Here is an 18,916-nt window from a genome sequence, read left to right as displayed (position 1 = left end):
TGACAGCCGGGGGTCGTCGTGGGGATCAGCGGGGGCCGGAGCGCTCGCGGCGGCGGGGCGGACGGGCCGCCGACCAGTTGGCCGGCTCCCCGTAGGCATGGCTCCCGTGGCCGTCGTGGCTCCCATGGCTCCGGCGGTCCTCGTGGGCCTGGCGGGTCTGACGGGCCTCCTGGCCGTGGGGCCGGGCCGGAGCACCGTACCGGTGCGGCGGGCGGAAGACGGGCCGCCGCCCGCCGGCCTCGCCCAGCACCAGCAGCGGGTCGAAAAGCACCACGACCCCGGCGAGCAGCAGGAACGCCGCCGGACCGATCAGGATGGGGGCGAGGAGGGCGGTGGTGTCCTCGGTGCCCGGCACCTGGCCGTCGCCGTGCAGATGGACGTTGACGGCGGCCATGCCCGTGTAGTGCATGCCGGTGACCGCGACGCCCATGACCAGGCTGGCGCCCAGGGTGGCCAGGAAGCCGCGGACCGATACGGCCGCCCAGAGCGCGGACGTGGCCGCCACCACCGCGATCACCACCGAGAGGGCGACCGTGAGGGTGTCGTACTCGATCCGGCCCTGCAGCCGCATCCCGGCCATGCCGAGGTAGTGCATGGTGGCGATGCCGAGCCCGGTGATGGTGCCGCCGGTGACGAGGGCCATCGCCGTCGCGCCGCGGTAGCCCACGAGGAAGATGCCGACGCCGACCATGGCGATCGCGACGGCGAGGCTGGCGAAGGTGATGAGCCGGTCGTAGCCGATCGGCGACTCCTGGACGCTGAAGCCCATCATCGCGATGAAGTGCATGGTCCAGATGCCGGATCCGATGGACGTGGCGCCGAGGGCCAGCCAGCCGAGCCGGAACCGTCCCCCGTCGCGCAGCGACCTGGTGGTGCAGCGCAGTCCGAGCGCGCCGCCGAGGCACGCCATCAGATAGGCGGCCACGGGCGTGACCAGTCCGTAGCTGAATCCGTCGACCGTGCCCTGCATACTCGGCATACCCGTAAGCCCTTCGCCCCTTGTGCCCCGCCGCCTGCCAAGCCTCGTACGTGGTCTGTCGTCGTGGTGCTGTCGTGCTGGTCGTGCCATGTGTACCCGCTGGTAGGGGTGTGAGGCTATGGCCGGAGACGTACCAAACAAAGATTCACACCGCGCCCACGAGCCGGGTGGCGCTGTCAGTGGCGGGTCGTACGGTGGTCGGCATGAGGGCATCCCCGCACGCGCGGTCCGGGCGACCGGGCGGACGGGGTGTGGTGACCGCCACCGCCCTACGGATCTGGCCGAAGCGTGTAAGGGGTGACAGACTTCCGCGGTGACTACACCCTCCGGTATACCCGACGTTCCCGTGCCGGTGCCCCACTCCGCTTCCGCGCCGGTCGCGGTGGCCGATCTGCCCTCCCTGCGGCGGCGGACCGCGGCCATCCTCATCGTCAGCCAGATCCTGGGCGGGCTGGGGGTGGCGATCGGCATCGCGCTCGCCTCCGTACTGGCCCAGCAGGTGAGCGGGACGGAGGCGCTGTCCGGGCTCGCCCCCACGGCGATGGTGGCCGGGACGGCGCTGCTGTCCATGCCGCTGGCGGCGCTGATGACCGCGCGCGGGCGGCGGCCCGGGCTGGTCGTGGCGTACGTGCTCGGGGCGGTCGGCGCGGGTGTGGTGGTGCTCGCGGCGGTCGTCGGGAGCTTTCCGCTGCTGCTCGTGGGCATGGCGGGGTTCGGTGCCGGGTCGTCGGCGAACCTCCAGGCCCGTTTCGCGGCCGCGGACCTGGCCGAGCCGGAGCGGCGCGCGCGGGCCATCTCCACGGTCGTGTGGGCCACCACGATCGGCGCGGTGCTGGGCCCGAACATCGCCGCGCCGGCGGGGCGGAGCGTCGCCGGAATGGGCATACCCGCGGCGGCGGGGCCGTTCCTGTGGGCGGCCGGGGTCTTCCTGGTCTCGGCGGTGATGGTCGCCGCGCTGCTGCGGCCGGACCCGCTGCTGACCGCACGGGCGCTGGCGGCCGGCTCCGCGGAGGACACGGCACCGGAGGGCCGCTCCCTGAGGGCGGGCCTCCGCGCGGTGCGGGAGTCCCCGCTCGCCCGGCTGGCGCTGGTGACGGTGGCGGCCTCGCACACGGCGATGGTCTCGATCATGTCGATGACCCCCGTGGCGCTCAGCCACCACGGCGCCGGCATCCAGCTGATCGGGCTCGTCATCAGCGGCCACATCGCCGGCATGTACGCGTTCTCGCCCGTGATGGGGTGGCTGTCGGACAAGCTCGGCAGGCTGTCGGTCATCGGGCTGGCGGTCGGGCTGCTGTCCTGCGCGGCCCTGCTGGCCGGTACGGCGGGGGCCAGTCACGGCCGTACGGCCGCCGGGCTCTTCGTGCTGGGCCTGGGCTGGTCCGCGGGCCTGGTCTCCGGCTCGGCCCTGCTGACCGACTCCGTGCCGCAGGCGGCGCGCGCCGCCGTCCAGGGCCTGTCGGACCTGACGATGAACACGTCGGCGGGCATCGGGGGCGCGGCGGCCGGCCTGATCGTCGCCCAGGCCGGCTACGGCTGGCTGAACGCGGCCGGCGCGTGCCTGCTGCTGCCGCTCGCCGTGCTGGCGCTGCGCTCACCGAAGCGTTCCGGGTGACCTGAGCGCCGCGGGGCGCAGGTTTGCGGGGCCCGCCGCCGCGCCAGGGATGGGGACATGCCAGAGACCACAGTGGTGTTGTCCGAAGAGGTACGGGAGGCGCTGGCGGCTCACCGGCCCGTCGTGGCGCTCGAGTCGACGATCATCGCCCACGGGCTGCCCCGCCCGCGCAACCTCGCCGTGGCACGGGAGCTGGAGGCGCTCGTACGGGAGGGCGGTGCCGTGCCGGCCACCATCGCCGTCCTGGACGGTGTGGCCCGCATCGGGCTGGACAAGAGCGGGCTGGAGCGGCTGGCCGGCGATCCCGGCGTACGCAAGCTGGGGCACCGGGACCTGGCGCCCGCCCTGGCGACGGGGGCGAGCGGGGCGACGACCGTGTCGGCGACGGCGTTCCTGGCCGCGCGGGCGGGCATCCGGGTCTTCGCGACCGGCGGGCTCGGCGGCGTACACCGGGAGTGGACGCACACGCAGGACGAGTCGGCGGACCTGCGCCTGCTGGCGCGGACGCGGATCACGGTGGTGTGCGCGGGGGTCAAGTCCATCCTGGACGTCCCGGCGACGCTTCAGCGGCTGGAGACGCTGGGCGTGGGCATCCTCGGGTACGGAACCGAGTACTTCCCCGGCTTCTATCTGACGTCCTCCGGGGAACCGGTCGACTGGACGGTGCGGTCGCCCCAGGAGGTGGCGGCCGTGATGTGGGCGCAGGACGCCCTCGCCGAGCCCGGGACCGGAACCGGGGCCGGGGCCGCGTTGATCGTCGCCCATCCGGTGCCGGAGGCGGAGCAACTGGACCCGGAGCTGCACGACCGGGTGCTGGCGGAGGCCCTGGACGCGTGCCGGGAGCGAGGGATCACCGGGCAGGCGGTGACACCGTTCCTCCTGGAGTACCTCATGCGGCACACCGGCGGCGCGTCCCTGGAGGCCAACATCGCGGCGGTACGCGGCAATGTGCGGCTCGCGGCGCGCATCGCGGAGGCGGCGGCGACGACGACCACGGCGCCGGCCGCGGCTGCGGCGGAACCCCCGCGATGAGCGGCGCGCTGCTCGTGGTCGGTGACGTGGTCACCGACGTCGTGGCCCGGCACCGTACGCCACTGGCGCGGGGAACCGACACGGCGGCGGAGATCCGCACCCTGCCCGGCGGCGCCGGTGGGAACGTCGCGTGCTGGGCGGCGCGTTCGGGCTGGCCGGACGTGCGGATCCTGGCGCGGGTGGGCGCGGACCGGGCCTCCTGGCACGAGGATCGGCTGCGGGCGGCCGGGGTACGGCCCCTGCTCGTACGGGACGGGGAGGCGCCGACCGCGACGGTCGTGGCGCTGGTCGACGCGACCGCGGAGCGGACGTTCCTCACGGACGGCGGGGCGGCGCTGCGGCTGGACCGTGGCGACTGGTCGCCAGCCCTGCTGGAGGGTGTGTCACACGTACATCTGTCCGGGTACCTCTTCTTCGCGGGACCCAGCCGGGAGGCTGCGTCCCTGGCCCTGGCGGCCGCGCGGGAGCGGGGCGTACCGGTGAGCGTGGACCCGGCGTCGGCGGGGTTCCTCGCGAAGTTCGGCGTGGCCCGGTTCCTGGCGGCGGTGGAGGGCGCGGACGTGCTGCTGCCCAACGCCGACGAGGCCGCGCTGCTGACGGGACTGCCCGACCCGTCGGACGCCGCGGTCAAGCTCAGCCACGGCTTCCCGCTGGTCGCCGTGACGCTCGGTGCGGCGGGCGCGCTGGTGGCGGCGTCCGGCCGCGTCGTCGCCCGCGCGTCGGCACCACCGGCGCGTGCGCTCGACTCGACGGGTGCCGGCGACGCCTTCACGGGTGCCTTCCTGGCCGCCCGCCTCTCCGGCGCGTCCCCGGCCGGTGCGGCGTCGGCCGGTTGCCGCGCGGGGGCCGAGGCGGTGGCGGTGCTGGGCGGCCGGCCGGCGGATCGGTGAGGGCCGCCCGGCTACTGCGCGTCCCGTCCTCGGACGCCGGTCCACGCCGGGTGGCGCAGGTCGTCCGCGCGCACGAGGACGTCCGCCGCCTCCGCCGGGCCGACCTCGGCCTCGTAACGGTCGAAGGCGGGCAGGGTCCACGCCTCGGCCGTGCGCCGGGCGAGGGCACCCCGCGACAGGCGCAGGTGCACCGTCAGGTCGAAGGGGAACCAGTGCCCGAGCAGGAACGGGCCGTGCAGCACCAGCACACCACCGGGCGGGAGCCGGGTGTACGGGCTGCGCGTGGCGCGGTCCGCCACCGGGTCCCACAGGTCCGGCAGGACGCGCCCGCTGCCGCCCGGCTCCAGCGGCGCGAAGACCTCGCGCCACAGCGCGCTCGTGTCGAACCAACCGCTGTAGTACGAGTCGGGATCCTCCTTCCCGTACTCGTACCGCAGCGACGCCGGGCGCAGGAAGCCCTCCGTCCCGACCACCGCCACCGCCCGGCCGCGCAGCCGCAGCGCCTCGGCCAGCAGCGCGGCCGGCTCCTCGGGCCGGGCGGCGGGCGGCCCGTCGACGCCGACCTTGAGCCAGGGCCCTCCGTCGCCGGGCCGGAGCCCGTCCACGTGCACGGCGAGGCGGTCGGCCAGCCGTTCCCAGGTGATCGGTTCGAGTCTCACGCCCCCCATGTTCCCCGAGGCCGCGACCCGCACAGCATGTCGGTGCCCCCTGCACCGCATACCCGCCCCGGTGCGGGAGGCGTCGGCCCGAACTCCCCACCGTGGCGCTCGCCTTCGGGCACTTCGGGCCCCGCTCCCGACCGGTGCGGCTCGGCGCACGGTCGTAATAGGGTGCGGAACGACCGCGTACGGAGCGGGGGGCCCGAGGGGGGAGGCAGCGATGGAGACGGCGCTGATCGCGGTGATCGGCACGCTGCTCGGCGCGGTGGTCACACACTTCTTCCAGGGGCGGGCGGCGCAGCGCACGGCCGCGCTCGCCCGCGCGGAACAGCTCCGTCAGGAGCGGATCGCGACGTACAGCGCGTTCGCCGACGCGGTGGTGGAGTACCGGCGGGCGCAGAACGCGCGCTGGTACCGCAGGAACGGCTCGCACGCGGAGAGCACCCGCCTGGAGTCGTACGACCGGCGGGCCGCCGCCCGACAGGCCCTGGTGCGTGTGCAGTTGGTGTGCGACGACCCCGCGATCGTACGGCTGGCGGAGGAGACCTTCGAGGTGACGAACTGCATGCACGAGGCGAGGGACGAGGCGGACCGGGACCGGCGCTCGCAGCAGGCGGTCGAGGCGTTGACCGCGTTCATCGAGGCGGCGGCGCCGAGCGTGCGCTGAGCGGCGCCGACATGTCCGTACCGGCCCCGATCGTGGTGATCGAGCCGCTGCGCCGACGCCGCCACTGCGCGGAGTGCCGCAGCGGCCCGCTGGACCGGATGGTCCTGGAGTTCCACGCGCCGCTCTGCCTGGACTGCGCCGACCTCGGCCACCTGGTCTACCTGCCGCGCGGCGACGCGGCGCTCACCCGTCGCGCCCGCGAGGCGAGCGGGCTGTGGGCCGTGGTCGTGCGCCACAACCGGCGCCGTACCCGATACGAGCGCCAGGGCATCCTCGTGGAGGAGGCGGCCCTGGCGCGGGCCGAGGCCGCCTGTCTCGCCGACGCCGAGGCGCGCGCCCGCCGCAGGGCGAGGGACGCGGAGCGGCGGGCGGCCGAGGACGAGCGGTTCACGGCCGCCCTGGCCGCCGAGATCCGGCGCCTGTTCCCGGGGTGTCCCCCGGAGCGGGCCGCCGGCATCGCGGCGCACGCCTCGCTGCGCGGCAGCGGGCGTGTCGGGCGTACGGCGGCGGGCCGGGCCCTGGACGAGGGCGCGGTGACCGCGGCGGTGCGGGCGTCGGTGCGGCACCTCGACACGGAGTACGACACGCTGCTGATGCGCGGTGTCCCCCGCCACCAGGCCCGTGCCCGCCTGGCACCGGCCATCGACGCGGTGCTGGAGTCCTGGCGGCGGTGAGACCTACGCCTCGGTGCCGGCCTGAGCAGTCAGACGCCTTCGTGCGTCGCGGGGCCGCGGAAGCGGCGGTAGAGGACGGCGCCGCCGAGCAGCAGGCCCATGGCCGCACCGCCGAGGGCGAGCAGGTCGCCGTCGGCACCGGTCTCGGCCAGCGGCGTCGTGCTGGTCTCCAGTGCGGGGCGGGTGTCGGGCGCCGGAGCGGGCCCCGCTGCGGACGGCTCCTCCGGCTTCGACGCACCCGGCTTCGGCGGCTGGGACGGCTCGTCGCCCTTCGGCGGCGTCGGCGGGGTGACGGGGGTCTTGCCGCCGCCGTTGCTGGACGCGTTGCCGAAGACGGGGTTGAGGACACCGACGAAGTTGACGGAGTTGCCGCTGATGTTGACCGGCAGGTCGACGGGCAGCTGGATGCCGTTGCCCGTGATCACCCCGGGAGACCCCTTGATGACGCCTTCGGCGGACGCACCGCCGTCGTTCGCGCTGCCCTTGCCGCTGCTGTCGCCGCTTCCGCTGCCGCTGCCGCCGTGCGGGGTGGTCGCCTGGTCCTTGTGGGCGGACTTGCCGCCGCTCTTGTTCGCGCACGTGTTGCCGGCCGCGGGGTTGAGGAGGCCGACCACGTTGATGGTGTTGCCGCAGACGTTGACCGGGACGTCCACCGGCAGCTGCACGCTGTTGCCGGAGACCAGCCCCGGCGAGTCGGCCGTAACGCCGGCCGCCTCGGAGTCGGCGTACGCATAACCCGCCGCCATAGCGAGCGCGCCGCCGGTGGCCACCAGGGTGGCCAGACCATTTCGGCGAGTGTGCCTCATGGCTTCCTGCCTTCCGGAGACTTTCACGGGCACCCGCCCGCACCGGAATTAACGCCTTACAGACAAGGCGGGTTATGTCGCATCTGTCATTCACCCCATCGAGTGGCGGCTTAATCGAACCCTCACAGGTCCTCTACGGATCGCACCCCTGGGCGCGGCGTGAGCGCGCGATCCGGGCAGGCACTGGGCCGGTTGGCGCACTCACGTACGATCGCCGGCATGCCGACGACGGGTGCACCGGAGCCAGTTGAGCGGAACGGCATAGGTACGAAATCGGCACAGAGTAGGATGAACAATCACATAGCGGGCAGCGGGCAGCGGGCAGCGGGCAGCGGGCAGCAGGCCCGGGGCCGGGGCCGGGAGGGGTCGAGGACCGTGCTGTTCGCCGTACGGTCGGCGACCGCGCTGCATCGACTGCTTGACGTGATGCCCGTCTTCCACGGGGACCACCGGATCCACCGGCGCTTCGTCCTCGTACCCGGGTCGGACTTCGGGGTGGACGCGTTCGCCGCGCTGGAGCAGGCGGGGGCGCGGACGGTCGCGTGGGACGAGGCCGTCGCATCGCGGTACGACCTGGTGGTGGCCGCGAGCCCCAAGGGCCGGCTGGAGCTTCTGGACGGGCCGCTCGTGCTGATGCCGCACGGCGCCGGTTTCAACAAGGCGGTGGAGGAAGGCGGTCCGGCGGACTCCGCATCCGGCCTCGACCCGTCGTACCTGATGCGGGACGGACGGCCGCTGGCCGCGGTACACGCGCTCGCGCACGGCCGGCAGATCGAGCGGATCGCCGCGGCGTGCCCCCGGGCGGCCCGGCGCGGCGTGGTCGTGGGGGATCCCACGCTCGACCGGATCCTCACGTCCACGGGGCTCCGTGAACGGTACCGGGCGGCGCTCGGGACCGGGGCGCGGCGGCTGGTGGTCGTGGCGTCGACGTGGGGGCCCGAGTCGCTGATACGCCGACGGCCCGGTCTCGCCGCCGAGCTCGTCGGCGCCCTCCCGTACGACGGCTGGCAGGTGGCGGTCGTCGTACACCCCAACGAGTTCAGCGAGGTCGGGGCGTACGACCTGCGGCTGGCGCTGGGGCCCGCCCTCGACGCGGGGGCGGTGCTGGCGCGGCCGTACGAGGAGTGGGGCGCGTTGCTCGTGGCGTCCGACGTCGTGGTCACCGACCACGGGTCGGCGGCGCTGTACGCGGCCGCTCTCGACCGGCCGGTCGTCGGGGCGTACGACGGGGGACGTGAGCTCATCGAGGGAAGCCCGATGGCGCGGCTGCTGGGCGCGGTGCCCGCTTTCAGGGGTGCCCGGGAGCTCGACAGGGTGGTGCGGGAGCATCGCGCGGGCGGCGTACGGGCGTACGCGCGGGGCGCGTTCGCGTGCGAGGGCGAGTCGCTGGAGCGGCTGCGGGCCGAGGTGTACCGGCTGCTCGGGCTCGATCCGCCGGGTTACCCGGCCGAGCCGCGGCCGCTTCCCGTGCCCACGGGATGGGGGCCGGCCCCGGGCGGGCCCGGGGCCGTACCGGCGGCCTTCGCCGTACGGGCGGCGGTGGACGGGCGGACGGTGGACGGGCGGACGGTGGGCGTCGAGCGGTATCCCGCCGCGGCGGAAGCGGATGTGGACGTGGACCATCTCGCCGCCGAGGACGACCTGGCGGGCGTACGGCAGCGGCAGAGCGCCGCGCTGCTCTACCGGCGCGCCGAACCGGCCGACGGGGCGGCTGCCTGGGCCGCGCGGACCCTGGCGGCGTTCCCCGGCTGCCGTACGGCCGCCGTCGTGCGGTCCCCAGAGCGTTTCGTCGTACGGCGGCGGGACGGCGAGGTGTACGACGTGGCCGCCGAGCGCCGGCACCGTGCCGATCCGGCCGCCCTGCTCAGCGGCGTCCACGCATGGCTGGAACGGGGTGCCCGTACCGGCGGCGGTGGCGGCGGTGGCGGTGGTCGTGGCGGCAGCGGTGAGGTGTGGTGCGTCGTGGGTGGTCGGCGGGTCAGTCTGCGGCTGTCGCCGCGGCCCTGATCGCGCGGGCCTCCTCCCGATGGCGCTGCGCCGCCGGCCGGTCGCCGGTGTCGTCGGCGAGGGCGGCCAGGGCGGTGAGGATCGTGGCCTGTTCCCGGGTGGCGGCGCGCTCGCGGGCGCCGGCCAGGGCGGACGCGTAGAGCGGGCGCGCCTCGTCGGTGCGGCCGAGGGCGTGCAGCGTCCGGCCCAGCTCGAAGGCGGTGCGGGCCTTCATCCGGGGGCGCTCGGGGGGCGCGGCGGCCATGCGGTGCGCCTGCTCGGCGAGGCGCACAGCCGTGTCGAGGTCACCGGTTTCGCGGGCGGTCTGGGCGAGGAGGTAGGTCTGGAGCATGACCCCGTAGTCGTTGCCGATCTCCTGGTGGACGCGGCGCGCCGTCTCGAAGTCGGGCGCCGCCGCCCGCCAGTCGCCCCGTACGGTGCGGAGTTTGCCCCGGAACTCGCACGCCGACGCCCGCAGCTTGCGGTGGAGCGTGCTGTCGCCGAGGCCGGCCGCCGCGTCGACCGCCGCCTCCACCTCGGCCTCCGCCTCGTCGAAACGCTCCTGCTCCCACAGGGGCCGGGCCAGCTGGCAGCGCATCCGGATGAGCGCGGGGACGTTCCCGGCGCGGCGGGCGGCGTCGCGCCCGGCGGTGAAGGCGTCCGTCACGTCGGCGTAGTGCTGGTGGTCGAGGAAGTGGGTCCACAGGGGCTCGCACAGGGCCCAGGCGTCGTCGTCCATACCGTGCCGGTACGCCGACCGGACGGCAGCGAAGAGGGCGTGCCTGCGCGCCTCCAGCCAGCGCAGCGCGTCGCCCCTCGCGGTTCCCCAGTCCACGTCCGGTACGTCCCCGGGGAGCGGGGGCACAGGTGCGGCGAGGGTCAGCCTGGTGCCCGCCCAGAGCGCGTCCGCGCGTTGTGCCTGGCGCAGGTACCAGCGGATGATCCGGGTGCGGCCGGCGGCGGCCTCGGTGCCGTCCGGGTCGTCGCGCCGGGCGCTGCGGTGCGCGTGGTCGCGCAGCAGGTCGTGCAGGCGGTACAGGCCACCCCGGCCCAGCGGGAGGAGGGCGGAGACCTCCAGCTCGTCGAGCGCGTCCTCGGCGGCGTCCGGCCCGGTGCCCAGGAGGGCGGCGACGGCGTCGGGGGCGACGTACGGGCCGGGGTGCACGGCGAGGAGGCGGTAGAGGCGGGCGGACTCGGGGCTCAGTTCCCGGTACGCCGTGTTCCACACCGCTTCCACCTCCGGTACGCCGTTGTCCCGCCAGGTGTCGGCGAGTTGGGTGACGAGCCGGCCGACGGGGCGGCGGCGGTGGCGGCGCAGCCACTCGGCGGCGACCTCCAGGGCGGCGGGCAGACCTGCGCAGGCCCGGGCCAGTTCGGCGACGGCGGTCGCCTCGGCCGACAGCCGCGGGTCGTCGGCGGCGATGCGGCGCAGCAGCTGCTGGGCGTGGTGCGCGTCGAGCGGGCCGAGCGGGAGGTCGAGGTCGGCGCCGCCCCGGATGTCGTAGAGGCGGCGCCTGCTGATCGCGATCACGGTGCTGTGCGGCGACGCGGGCAGCAGTTGGTCGACCTCCGTCCCGTAGCGGACGTTGTCGAGGACGAGGACGAGGGGCCTGTGCTCGGTGCTCGCCCAGTACTGGCGCCGGCGCCCGGCGAGAGTGCGCTCGATCCAGCCGGGGTGGACGCCGAGCGAGCGCAGCAGGTCGGCGAGGGCCTCGGCGATGTCGGCGCCGCCGTCGGTGCGGTGGTCGTCGAGATCGATGTAGCGGATGGCGTGCTCGTCGGAGGCGTGTTCGTGGGAGGCCTGCTCGCCGGATGCCCGCTCGTCGGAGGTGTGCTCGTCGGAGGTGTGCTCGTGGTCGACCTGCTCGCCGGTGTGCCGGTCGACGAGTTTGCGGGCGAGGAGTACGCCGAGGGTGGTCTTGCCGACGCCGTGCAGACCGCTGAGGGCGGCGACGAACGGGCGGCCGTCCCGCGGCCGGTCCGTGAGCGCGGCACTCAGCAGTCGCCGCTGCTCGGCGTCACGGTTCTCGAAGTGGCGGGGGCGCGGAGGTAATTGGTGGGCCGTGAGCTCCGGGGGCGGTGGGGTCACGTGGTGGTGGTCGTGGCGGTGCTGGTGCAGCTCGCCGATGTGGCCCGCCTGTACGACCGTGTCCACCCGTGCGCTGCCGCCCACGCTGTTCCGTGTCTCGTCGCTCACGGCCCAACTGTAGGGGTCAGGCGCCCGGTGCGCCGTAGTTCCTTACGATGACGCCGGCCTGGATCACGCCGCCGTAGTTGACCCCGTCGTTCATCGTGTTGTGCGTCGTGATGGTCGTCGGGGCCGGGTTCCTGGGCATCATCTCGTCCAAGATGTCGCGGAGTTCGGCGGCCGCCTCCGGGTCCGCCTGGAGGGTGCGGCGCATGCGGGCCCGCCACTCGGTGCGCGCTTCGGCCTGGGCGTCGGCCGTCGTACGCTCGTCGCCCGTCTCCTCGGCGGCGAGCAGTTCCGCTCGTACCGTGTCCAGCTCGTCCTCGATCACCGCCGGGTCCGTGCCCGCGCGGCGGGCGAAGAACGCGACGATCCGGCCTTTGACCTGCTCCCAGCCGTCGCCCACCATCTGCTGGACGAGCGCGGTCGCCCCCGCCGTCGCCAGCGTCATCAACTCGGCTTCCACCCGGCTCCCTTCGTGGTCGTTTCCCCGTATCCGACGGCAGCCTACCCATCAGCGCCCGAGCAGGTCGGCGAGTACGCCGACGGGGTCCGCGTCGGGAGTGCCGCGTGGCCACCAGTCCTCGCGGTCGGGGTCGGACTCGTAGCCGTACCAGAGGCCGTCGCGGCCGTAGCGCAGCTGGAGGGAGCGGCTCGACAGGCGGTTGCGCCACGGGCGGAAGTGCGGGAAGTCGGCGGCGATCAGGGCGGGGCGCGCCCGGTCGAAGGGGCCTGCGGGCGGGTCCCAGGCCTCCTCCAGGACGGCGAGGCCCGCCGGGCCGCCCTGACGCCAGGCGGCGACCGCGCGGGCCAGGTCGGCCGGGGTGCGGTCCAGTGCGGCGGCGAGGTCGCGGTACAGGGCGCGGGTCGCGGCCGTCAGGCCCGAGCCGGGGTGGGCGGCGGCGAGGCGCACGGCGTCCTGCCAGGGCGTGAGCGCGGCCACCGGGTCCCGGCCCGTCGTCAGGAACGCGTGCGCGCGGGCGGCCGCCTCGGTGGCGAGCAGTTCCAGGGCCAGGGGGTCGGGACCGTCCGGGTCCTCCGGGTACGCGGGCGGGCGACCGGGGTGCTCCAGGACGGGCAACGGCGGCGGCAGGGCGAGCGCGCCGCCCGCGGCCCCGGCGCCGGGCAGGGGCGCCAGCGCCTCGCGCGCCGGGACCGTCGGCATCCGCGGAGGCGCCGCGCTGGTCTCGGCGGCGGAGCGGGTGGCGTTGCGGTGGCTGAGTGCCGCGAGGATCTCCTGTTCGCCGCGGCCCCGCATCAGGAACAGCACGAACGGGTCCTCGTCGAGGAGCCGCGCCGCCTGGTAGCACAGGGCGGCCGTGTGTTTGCAGGGGTATCCGTGGTCGGGGCAGGAGCAGTCGGGAATCAGGTCCCCGCTGCCGGGCAGCAGGTCGGCGACGGCGGCCAGCGCGTGCGGCACGTCCTTGTCCAGCAGGGCCGCGATGTGGTCGGGTCGGGCCGCTGCCAGGTCCAGGAAGCGTTCCCAGTCGTCGTCGCGGAGGACCCGCAGGCGGATCTCCGCGCGGTACGGGCGCGGCCTGCTGCCGTGGACGTACGCGACGACCCGGCCCGGCGTCACGGTGATGGCGTCCACGTGGCCCCCGGCCGCGTAGGCCCGCCCACGGGCGAGGCGTGCCGGGTCCAGGGCGGTGTCCTCCAGGGCCCGCACCCAGGCGTTGCCCCACCAGGTGGCGGCGAACCGCCCCTCGGCGTCCTGGGCCGGGGCGAGCTGCGGGAACGTACGGCGGTGGTCGTCGTGCAGCGGTGCGCGGCGGGCGGCGCCCGGACGCGTACGGTGCGGGCTCATGACGGCCTCCTCATGACAGCCTCGGCCTCCTCATGACAGCCTCCTCATGACGGCCTCCTCAGCGACACGAGGTCGGCCAGCTCCCGGTCGGTGAGCTCCGTCAGGGCCGCCTCCCCGGACCCCAGCACCGCGTCGGCGAGGGCCCGCTTGCTCCGGAGCATCTCCGCGATGCTGTCCTCCACCGTCCCCTCGGCGATGAGCCGGTGGACCTGGACGGGCTGGGTCTGGCCGATGCGGTAGGCCCGGTCGGTGGCCTGCTCCTCGACGGCCGGGTTCCACCAGCGGTCGTAGTGGACCACATGGCCCGCGCGGGTCAGGTTCAGGCCGGTGCCCGCCGCCTTGAGGGACAGCACGAACACCGGGACCTCGCCGGACTGGAACCGGTCCACCATCCGCTCCCGCTCGGCCACCGGCGTGCCGCCGTGCAGCAGTTGGGACGGCACCGCGCGGGCGGCCAGGTGGGCGGTGAGCAGCCGGGCCATGGACACGTACTGGGTGAAGACCAGCACCGAGCCGTCCTCGGACAGGATCGTGTCGAGCAGTTCGTCGAGGAGGGCCAGCTTTCCGGAGCGGCCGGCGAGCCGCGCCTGCTCCTCCTTCAGATACTGCGCGGGGTGGTTGCAGATCTGCTTGAGGGAGGTGAGCAGCTTCATGATCAGGCCGCGGCGGGCCATGCCCTCCGCTCCCTCGATCTGCGCCATCGTCTCCCGTACGACCGCCTCGTAGAGGGAGGCCTGTTCGCGGGTGAGGGCGACGGGGTGGTCGGACTCCGTCTTGGGCGGCAGCTCCGGCACGATGCCCGGGTCGGACTTCTTGCGGCGCAGGAGGAAGGGGCGGACCAGCCGGGCGAGCCGCTCGACGGCCTCGTCGTTCTCGATCCGCTCGGCGTTCTCGACGGCGCGGGCGTGGCGGGACCGGAACGCCTTCAGCGGGCCGAGGAGCCCCGGCGTCGTCCAGTCGAGCAGCGCCCACAGCTCGGAGAGGTTGTTCTCGACGGGGGTGCCGGTGAGCGCGACGCGCGCGGGGGCGGGGATGGTGCGCAGGGCCTTGGCCGTGGCGGAGAACGGGTTCTTCACGTGCTGGGCCTCGTCGGCGACGACCATCCCCCACCGCTGGGCGGCCAGCTTCTCGGCGCTGGTGCGCATGGTGCCGTACGTGGTGAGGACGAAGCCGCCGCCGTCCGGGCCGTCCAGCCCCTCCAGGGTGCGGTCGGCGCCGTGGAAGCGGCGCACGGGCACGCCGGGCGCGAAGCGGGTGATCTCCCGCTGCCAGTTGCCGAGGAGGGAGGCGGGGCAGACGACGAGGGTGGGGGCGGGGTGGGCGCGGCGCAGGTGGAGGGCGATCAGCGTGACGGTCTTGCCGAGGCCCATGTCGTCGGCGAGGCAGCCGCCGAGGCCGAGGGAGGTCATCAGGTCAAGCCAGGCGAGGCCGCGGAGCTGGTAGTCGCGCAGGGTGGCGTCCAGTCCCGGGGGCTGGGTCACGTCGGCCGGGCCGGCCAGGAGCCGGTCGCGCAGCGCGGCGAGCGCACCGGCGGGGACGGCCTCGACCGTCTCGCCGTCCACCTCGGCGGTGCCGGTGAGCGCGACGGCGAGGGCGTCGGCCGGCTCCAGCAGCCCCAGCTCGCGCTTGCGCGCCTTGCGTACGAGCGCGGGATCGACGACCACCCACTGGTCACGCAGCCGCACGATGGGGCGGTGCGCCTCGGCGAGGGCGTCCATCTCGCGCTCGGTGAGCGGGTCGCCGTCCAGCGCCAGCTGCCAGTTGAACCTCAGCAGCTGCTCGCTGTCGAAGAACGCCGTGCCGTCGGTGGCCGAGCCCGGCGCGGGCCGGACGACCGCGGCGGCGGTCAGCGAGCGGGCCAGCTCCCGGGGCCAGTGCACGGTGACGCCCGCCGCGCCGAGCCGTGCGGCGGCGGGGCCCAGCAGCTCGTACAGCTCGTCCTCGGTGAGGGGCAGCACGTCGGGCACGTCCCGCTCCAGCAGCCGGGCCAGCGGCTGCCATACGCGGGCGGCGCGGCGCAGCGCCAGGACGGTGTCGATCCGGGCGCGCGGCCCGAAGTGCTCGTCGCCCGCGCCCGCCCACAGCTCGGCCGCGTCGACGACGAGGGACGGGTCGGCGAGGCTGTGCACCTGGAGGAGGGCGGCGGCGGCCTGCCGCTCCTCGCCGCCCTCCGGGAGCGTGTCGAACAGCTCGTACCCGGACAGGTCGAGGCGCAGCGAGACGCGGACCCCGGCGTCCATGCCCGCCGCCGCCTCGGCGGCCCAGGCACGCGCGTGTGGCAGGTGCTGCGGCGCACGGGCCGCGAACGGCGCCCCCGCGGCGTACGCGGCGGCGGGCGTACGCGGCAGGGTGTCGGCGACCGCGTCCAGGAACGCCCGCACCAGCGCCTCCGGCTCGGGCAGCCGGAGCGGGCGCAGACCCGGGACGGGCGCGGCGTGGGCCTCGTACGGCATGGCGGCGGCGATCGTCCGCAGGTGGGCGATGTCGTCGGGGTCGAGGGGCCCGGCCCGCCAGGCGTCGAAGTCGGCGGCGGTCAGGCCGGGCAGCAGCCGCCCCCGCGCCACCAGGTGCAGGGCGTGCAGCGCGGCCGCTCCCCAGCACGCCGCCGCGGGGTGCGCGCCGCCGTCCTGCCGGGCGGCGACGAGCAGCGGCAGGGCCTCCGCGACCGGCAGCACGACGGCGGGGACCGCCCGGCTGCGCACCCCGCTCCCGTGGGGCCGTACGACGGTGACGGTGTCGGTGCCGGCACGCGTCGTCCCGGCCCCGTCGGCCGTCGGTCCGGTCGCGCCCGCCGTCGGCCGCTCCCCGTCCGGGGGGAGGGCCGGCAGCGGGCCGCCCGTCACGGACCAGAAGGCGACGCGGCCGTCGCGGGGCAGGTCGGCAGGGAGGAAGGTGGCGGCGCAGCCGGCCGGCAGCCGGTGGTGCGGCGGACCCTGGCCCATGGCCGGTCACCTCCCCTCACGCTGGTCGTGTCACGCGGTCCGCGTCATGGAACCGCCTGGATCTACGACCTTACGGGTGGGGTCTGACAATCGGCCCCGAGCGCCTTCGGGGCGGCTGCCCACACAGCCCTCGGCACAACCGTGGGTACAGCCCTCAGCACAGCCCTCGGCACAACTGTCGGCACCGCTGGCAGCGCAGCCGTCAGCGCAGCCTCAGCGGATCCCTTCCCACAGCGCCCGCTCCTCCGCTCGCAGGTCCTCCACCACCCCGGGGGCGACATCGTCGAAGACCATCGTCGCCCGCGTGCCGCCGCCCGCGGCCGCCGCCCCGGTGTCGTACGGGGCCCACCCCGGGTCCCCGGTCTTCGCGAAGGCGACCCACGCCCCGTGCATGGCGTCCGCCACCGCCTGCGGCGCGTCCTCTCCCGCCAGCGGGGTGTACGCCGGGTCGTCGAGGCGGTCGAAGACGTACGCCAGCTCGCTGCCGTGGCAGGCGCCGAGGCGCCCGTCGAAGGCGGAGGAGCGCCGGGCGAACTCGTACATGTACGAACCGGGCACCGACTCCGCCAGCCGGATCGCCGGAATCCGGTAGAACCAGTCCGTCGTCACCGCGTCGAAGATCTCGCCCGGCACCGCGCCGGGCCGCGCGTCCCGGTAGACGGCCAGGGCCTTGTCGGGGTCGAGACCGTACGCCTCGGCCGAGGCGCGCAGCTTGGCCTCCGGCAGCAGCTCCAGTCGCCCGGTGGGGACCAGGAAGAGCCGGTACTCCTCGCGGTTGCTGCCGAGGAGCAGCTCGACGCCGCAGTCGGGGCCCGGGAGCTCCAGCCCGTCCTCGGCGGGTCCGGCGGTCACCGGCTCGAAGGGCATGACGTTGAGCGCCGCCTCGCCCCACACCGCGGGGTCGGGCCGGGCGCCGATCTCGCGGCGCAGCTCGGACTGCGCGGCGAGGAGCCGGTCCATCGGCACCGCGGCGAACGCCTCGGCGGTCGGTTCGACGCCGAGCTTCCCGGCCAGGTGCTCCGTGATGCGGCGGGCCGACCGGGGGCGGAGGAAGTGGTGGGCGGCGCCGCTCTGCAGGATCGCCCGCCTGAAGAGGCCGCGTCGGCGCACCTGTTCGTCGGCGAGCAGGAAACCGATGGCGAGCGCGCCGGCCGATTCGCCGAAGACGGTGACCCGGTCCGGGTCGCCGCCGAACTCCGCGATGTTGTCCCGCACCCACTCCAGCGCGGCCACCTGGTCGAGCAGCCCCCGGTTGTCGGGCACACCGTCCAGGTGCAGGAACCCGTCCGCGCCGAGGCGGTAGTTGAGCGACACGAACACCACACCGTCGCGGGCGAAGGCACTGCCGTCGTACGCGGACGACGACGCCGACCCGTTGGTGAAGGCGCCGCCGTGCAGCCAGACCATGACCGGCAGCCGCGCTCCGGGGCCGGGTGAGGGCGTCCACACGTTGAGGTTGAGGCAGTCCTCTCCCGGTACGGTGCCCTCCGGTATGAGGGCGTCGAAGGGCGGGGTGTACGGGGCCTTCGGGGCCGTCGGCCCGTGGGTGGTGGCATCGCGCGTGCCGCTCCACGCCCGCGGGGGAGCCGGTGGCTGGAAGCGCAACGGGCCGAAGGGCGGGGCGGCGTATGGGATTCCGAGGAAGGAGGCGACGCCCCCGTCGGCGGAGAGCGTGCCGCGCACCGCGCCCTGCCGTGTCCTGCACACCGCTTCATGCATGGGGTTCACCGGGTCCCTTCGGTCGACGTCGGAGCACCTCAGTGTCTCGCGTACGTGCCCGGCGCAGGGGTCACTTCCGTCGACGGACGAGCGCGAGCAGCTCCGCGTTGTGGTGGCGGCGGGTCCGGGCGACGACCGCGAGCAGCACCGCGAAGACGACGGGGGTGGCGGCGTACTGCCCGTCGAAGACCGTCAGTTGGGTGACGAAGGCACCGGCCATCAGGGCGATCAGGGCCAGCGCGGAGAGCCCGGAGAGGATCGGGACCACGAGCGCGATGGCACCGGCCAGCTCCAGCGCCCCCACCGTGTACATGAGCCAGTCGCCGGCGCCGATCGCGTCGAAGGACTCCGCGGCCGACCAGTGCCCGACCAGCTTGGGCCCGGCACTGGGGATGGCGAAGAACAGGGCGAGCACGATCTGCAGCACCCGCACCCCGATGTCGGCGCGGCGGCCGAGACCGGAGGGACGGACGGTGCCCGTAGGCGCGGGCGCGGTAGCGGTAGCGGTAGCGGTGGCAGTGGCGGGTGCGGTGGGTGCGGTCATGGCGGTGCCCTCCTCGTATCACCGCCCGGCCTCTCCGCGGCGGTTCGAAGGGGTAGACCGGGCCCGCGCCGAGAACTCATCGGAGCGTCCGGGAAGAGGTGCGCGCTGAACGGGGTACCCGGCGCGGAGGAACGCACGGGAGAGCGATCACCATGCGACGTACGGGCAGTGAACCGAGGACCGCACGCAGTCCGCTGCGCATCCGGTTCTGGCTGGCGGTCTGGGGTCTGATCTGGGCGGCCGCCGGCACGGCGGGCTTCGCCCTGGCCGGGCGCACCGGGTGGGCGGTGGCCTGCGGTGTGCTGTTCCTGGTGGTCACGGCGGACCTGGTGTTCATCACGCGGCACATCCGCCAGGGCCCCCGCTACCAGCCGGGCCGCGACGTCCCTCCGTACGAGCCCTGAGCCC

Annotated in this window: 16 protein-coding genes; 7 read left to right on the top strand and 9 right to left on the bottom strand. The window is 75.1% G+C overall.

Going from position 1 to position 18,916, the window contains the following annotated elements:
* Positions 1-25: 25 nt before the first annotated feature.
* The gene (locus tag AC07FJ_RS04005) at positions 26-970 is read right to left on the bottom strand and encodes an MHYT domain-containing protein (RefSeq protein ID WP_479045301.1); all 945 of its coding nucleotides are present in this window, start codon (positions 968-970) and stop codon (positions 26-28) included.
* Positions 971-1,325: 355 nt separating this feature from the next.
* Here AC07FJ_RS04005 and AC07FJ_RS04000 point away from each other — a divergent pair, with 355 nt between their 5' ends.
* Genes AC07FJ_RS04000 through AC07FJ_RS03990 form a run of 3 tightly spaced genes read left to right on the top strand, consistent with a single transcriptional unit; the run spans position 1,326 to position 4,516 of the window.
* Positions 1,326-2,594 (top strand): MFS transporter, encoded by a 1,269-nt coding sequence (locus AC07FJ_RS04000; protein ID WP_479045299.1) that lies wholly within the window; start codon positions 1,326-1,328, stop codon positions 2,592-2,594.
* Between the two features lie 57 nt (positions 2,595-2,651).
* Complete coding sequence (locus AC07FJ_RS03995) at positions 2,652-3,626, top strand: pseudouridine-5'-phosphate glycosidase (protein WP_479044923.1); 975 nt, start codon at positions 2,652-2,654, stop codon at positions 3,624-3,626.
* Positions 3,623-4,516 (top strand): carbohydrate kinase family protein, encoded by an 894-nt coding sequence (locus AC07FJ_RS03990; RefSeq protein WP_479044920.1) that lies wholly within the window; start codon positions 3,623-3,625, stop codon positions 4,514-4,516. The genes AC07FJ_RS03995 and AC07FJ_RS03990 overlap by 4 nt, the downstream gene beginning before the upstream one ends.
* 11 nt (positions 4,517-4,527) lie before the next feature.
* Here the strand turns inward: AC07FJ_RS03990 and AC07FJ_RS03985 are convergent, their stop codons facing one another.
* Complete coding sequence (locus AC07FJ_RS03985) at positions 4,528-5,175, bottom strand: nucleoside/nucleotide kinase family protein (RefSeq protein WP_479044918.1); 648 nt, start codon at positions 5,173-5,175, stop codon at positions 4,528-4,530.
* Positions 5,176-5,395: 220 nt separating this feature from the next.
* Between AC07FJ_RS03985 and AC07FJ_RS03980 the strand changes: the two genes are divergently transcribed.
* Both AC07FJ_RS03980 and AC07FJ_RS03975 read left to right on the top strand, forming a co-directional pair.
* Positions 5,396-5,842, top strand: a complete 447-nt coding sequence (locus AC07FJ_RS03980; RefSeq protein ID WP_479044916.1) for a hypothetical protein — start codon at positions 5,396-5,398, stop codon at positions 5,840-5,842.
* Positions 5,843-5,853: 11 nt separating this feature from the next.
* The gene (locus tag AC07FJ_RS03975) at positions 5,854-6,516 is read left to right on the top strand and encodes a DUF2293 domain-containing protein (protein WP_479044915.1); all 663 of its coding nucleotides are present in this window, start codon (positions 5,854-5,856) and stop codon (positions 6,514-6,516) included.
* A 29-nt stretch (positions 6,517-6,545) separates the two neighbouring features.
* Here the strand turns inward: AC07FJ_RS03975 and AC07FJ_RS03970 are convergent, their stop codons facing one another.
* Entirely contained in the window at positions 6,546-7,322 is a 777-nt protein-coding gene (locus tag AC07FJ_RS03970) for a chaplin (RefSeq protein WP_479044913.1), read from the bottom strand.
* Positions 7,323-7,610: 288 nt separating this feature from the next.
* Between AC07FJ_RS03970 and AC07FJ_RS03965 the strand changes: the two genes are divergently transcribed.
* Positions 7,611-9,329, top strand: coding sequence for a translation initiation factor 2 (locus AC07FJ_RS03965; protein WP_479044911.1), 1,719 nt, complete (start codon positions 7,611-7,613; stop codon positions 9,327-9,329).
* On the opposite strand, the gene AC07FJ_RS03960 is transcribed toward AC07FJ_RS03965, so the two are convergent.
* From AC07FJ_RS03960 to AC07FJ_RS03935, 6 genes are all read right to left on the bottom strand, one after another.
* Entirely contained in the window at positions 9,301-11,505 is a 2,205-nt protein-coding gene (locus AC07FJ_RS03960) for a hypothetical protein (protein WP_479044910.1), read from the bottom strand. The two genes, AC07FJ_RS03965 and AC07FJ_RS03960, sit on opposite strands and share 29 nt — an antisense overlap.
* A 16-nt stretch (positions 11,506-11,521) precedes the next feature.
* Positions 11,522-11,962: a hypothetical protein gene (locus AC07FJ_RS03955; protein WP_479044908.1), complete on the bottom strand. Its 441-nt coding sequence runs from the start codon at positions 11,960-11,962 to the stop codon at positions 11,522-11,524.
* A 48-nt stretch (positions 11,963-12,010) separates the two neighbouring features.
* Positions 12,011-13,303: an SWIM zinc finger family protein gene (locus AC07FJ_RS03950; RefSeq protein WP_479044906.1), complete on the bottom strand. Its 1,293-nt coding sequence runs from the start codon at positions 13,301-13,303 to the stop codon at positions 12,011-12,013.
* Positions 13,304-13,347: 44 nt separating this feature from the next.
* Entirely contained in the window at positions 13,348-16,245 is a 2,898-nt protein-coding gene (locus AC07FJ_RS03945; RefSeq protein WP_479044904.1) for a DEAD/DEAH box helicase, read from the bottom strand.
* 213 nt (positions 16,246-16,458) lie between these two features.
* The gene (locus tag AC07FJ_RS03940; RefSeq protein ID WP_479044901.1) at positions 16,459-17,964 is read right to left on the bottom strand and encodes a carboxylesterase/lipase family protein; all 1,506 of its coding nucleotides are present in this window, start codon (positions 17,962-17,964) and stop codon (positions 16,459-16,461) included.
* Positions 17,965-18,034: 70 nt separating this feature from the next.
* The gene (locus AC07FJ_RS03935; protein ID WP_479044899.1) at positions 18,035-18,508 is read right to left on the bottom strand and encodes a DoxX family protein; all 474 of its coding nucleotides are present in this window, start codon (positions 18,506-18,508) and stop codon (positions 18,035-18,037) included.
* Positions 18,509-18,660: 152 nt separating this feature from the next.
* On the opposite strand from AC07FJ_RS03935, the gene AC07FJ_RS03930 reads away from it, so the two are divergent.
* Entirely contained in the window at positions 18,661-18,912 is a 252-nt protein-coding gene (locus AC07FJ_RS03930) for a DUF6343 family protein (RefSeq protein ID WP_479044898.1), read from the top strand.
* Positions 18,913-18,916 lie beyond the last annotated feature (4 nt).

It is taken from the genome of Streptomyces sp. NPDC045998 (assembly GCF_056430285.1).
This window is presented reverse-complemented; position numbering and strand designations above follow the sequence as displayed.

Bases quoted from the DNA above. Each gene is read 5' to 3' on its own strand.
- AC07FJ_RS03970 (WP_479044913.1), bottom strand. From the start codon at position 7,322: ATGAGGCACACTCGCCGAAATGGTCTGGCCACCCTGGTGGCCACCGGC.
- AC07FJ_RS03980 (WP_479044916.1), top strand. From the start codon at position 5,396: ATGGAGACGGCGCTGATCGCGGTGATCGGCACGCTGCTCGGCGCGGTG.
- AC07FJ_RS03935 (WP_479044899.1), bottom strand. From the start codon at position 18,508: ATGACCGCACCCACCGCACCCGCCACTGCCACCGCTACCGCTACCGCT.
- AC07FJ_RS03945 (WP_479044904.1), bottom strand. From the start codon at position 16,245: ATGGGCCAGGGTCCGCCGCACCACCGGCTGCCGGCCGGCTGCGCCGCC.
- AC07FJ_RS04005 (WP_479045301.1), bottom strand. From the start codon at position 970: ATGCAGGGCACGGTCGACGGATTCAGCTACGGACTGGTCACGCCCGTG.
- AC07FJ_RS03950 (WP_479044906.1), bottom strand. From the start codon at position 13,303: ATGAGCCCGCACCGTACGCGTCCGGGCGCCGCCCGCCGCGCACCGCTG.
- AC07FJ_RS03965 (WP_479044911.1), top strand. From the start codon at position 7,611: ATGAACAATCACATAGCGGGCAGCGGGCAGCGGGCAGCGGGCAGCGGG.
- AC07FJ_RS03995 (WP_479044923.1), top strand. From the start codon at position 2,652: ATGCCAGAGACCACAGTGGTGTTGTCCGAAGAGGTACGGGAGGCGCTG.
- AC07FJ_RS03930 (WP_479044898.1), top strand. From the start codon at position 18,661: ATGCGACGTACGGGCAGTGAACCGAGGACCGCACGCAGTCCGCTGCGC.
- AC07FJ_RS03990 (WP_479044920.1), top strand. From the start codon at position 3,623: ATGAGCGGCGCGCTGCTCGTGGTCGGTGACGTGGTCACCGACGTCGTG.
- AC07FJ_RS03975 (WP_479044915.1), top strand. From the start codon at position 5,854: ATGTCCGTACCGGCCCCGATCGTGGTGATCGAGCCGCTGCGCCGACGC.
- AC07FJ_RS03940 (WP_479044901.1), bottom strand. From the start codon at position 17,964: ATGCATGAAGCGGTGTGCAGGACACGGCAGGGCGCGGTGCGCGGCACG.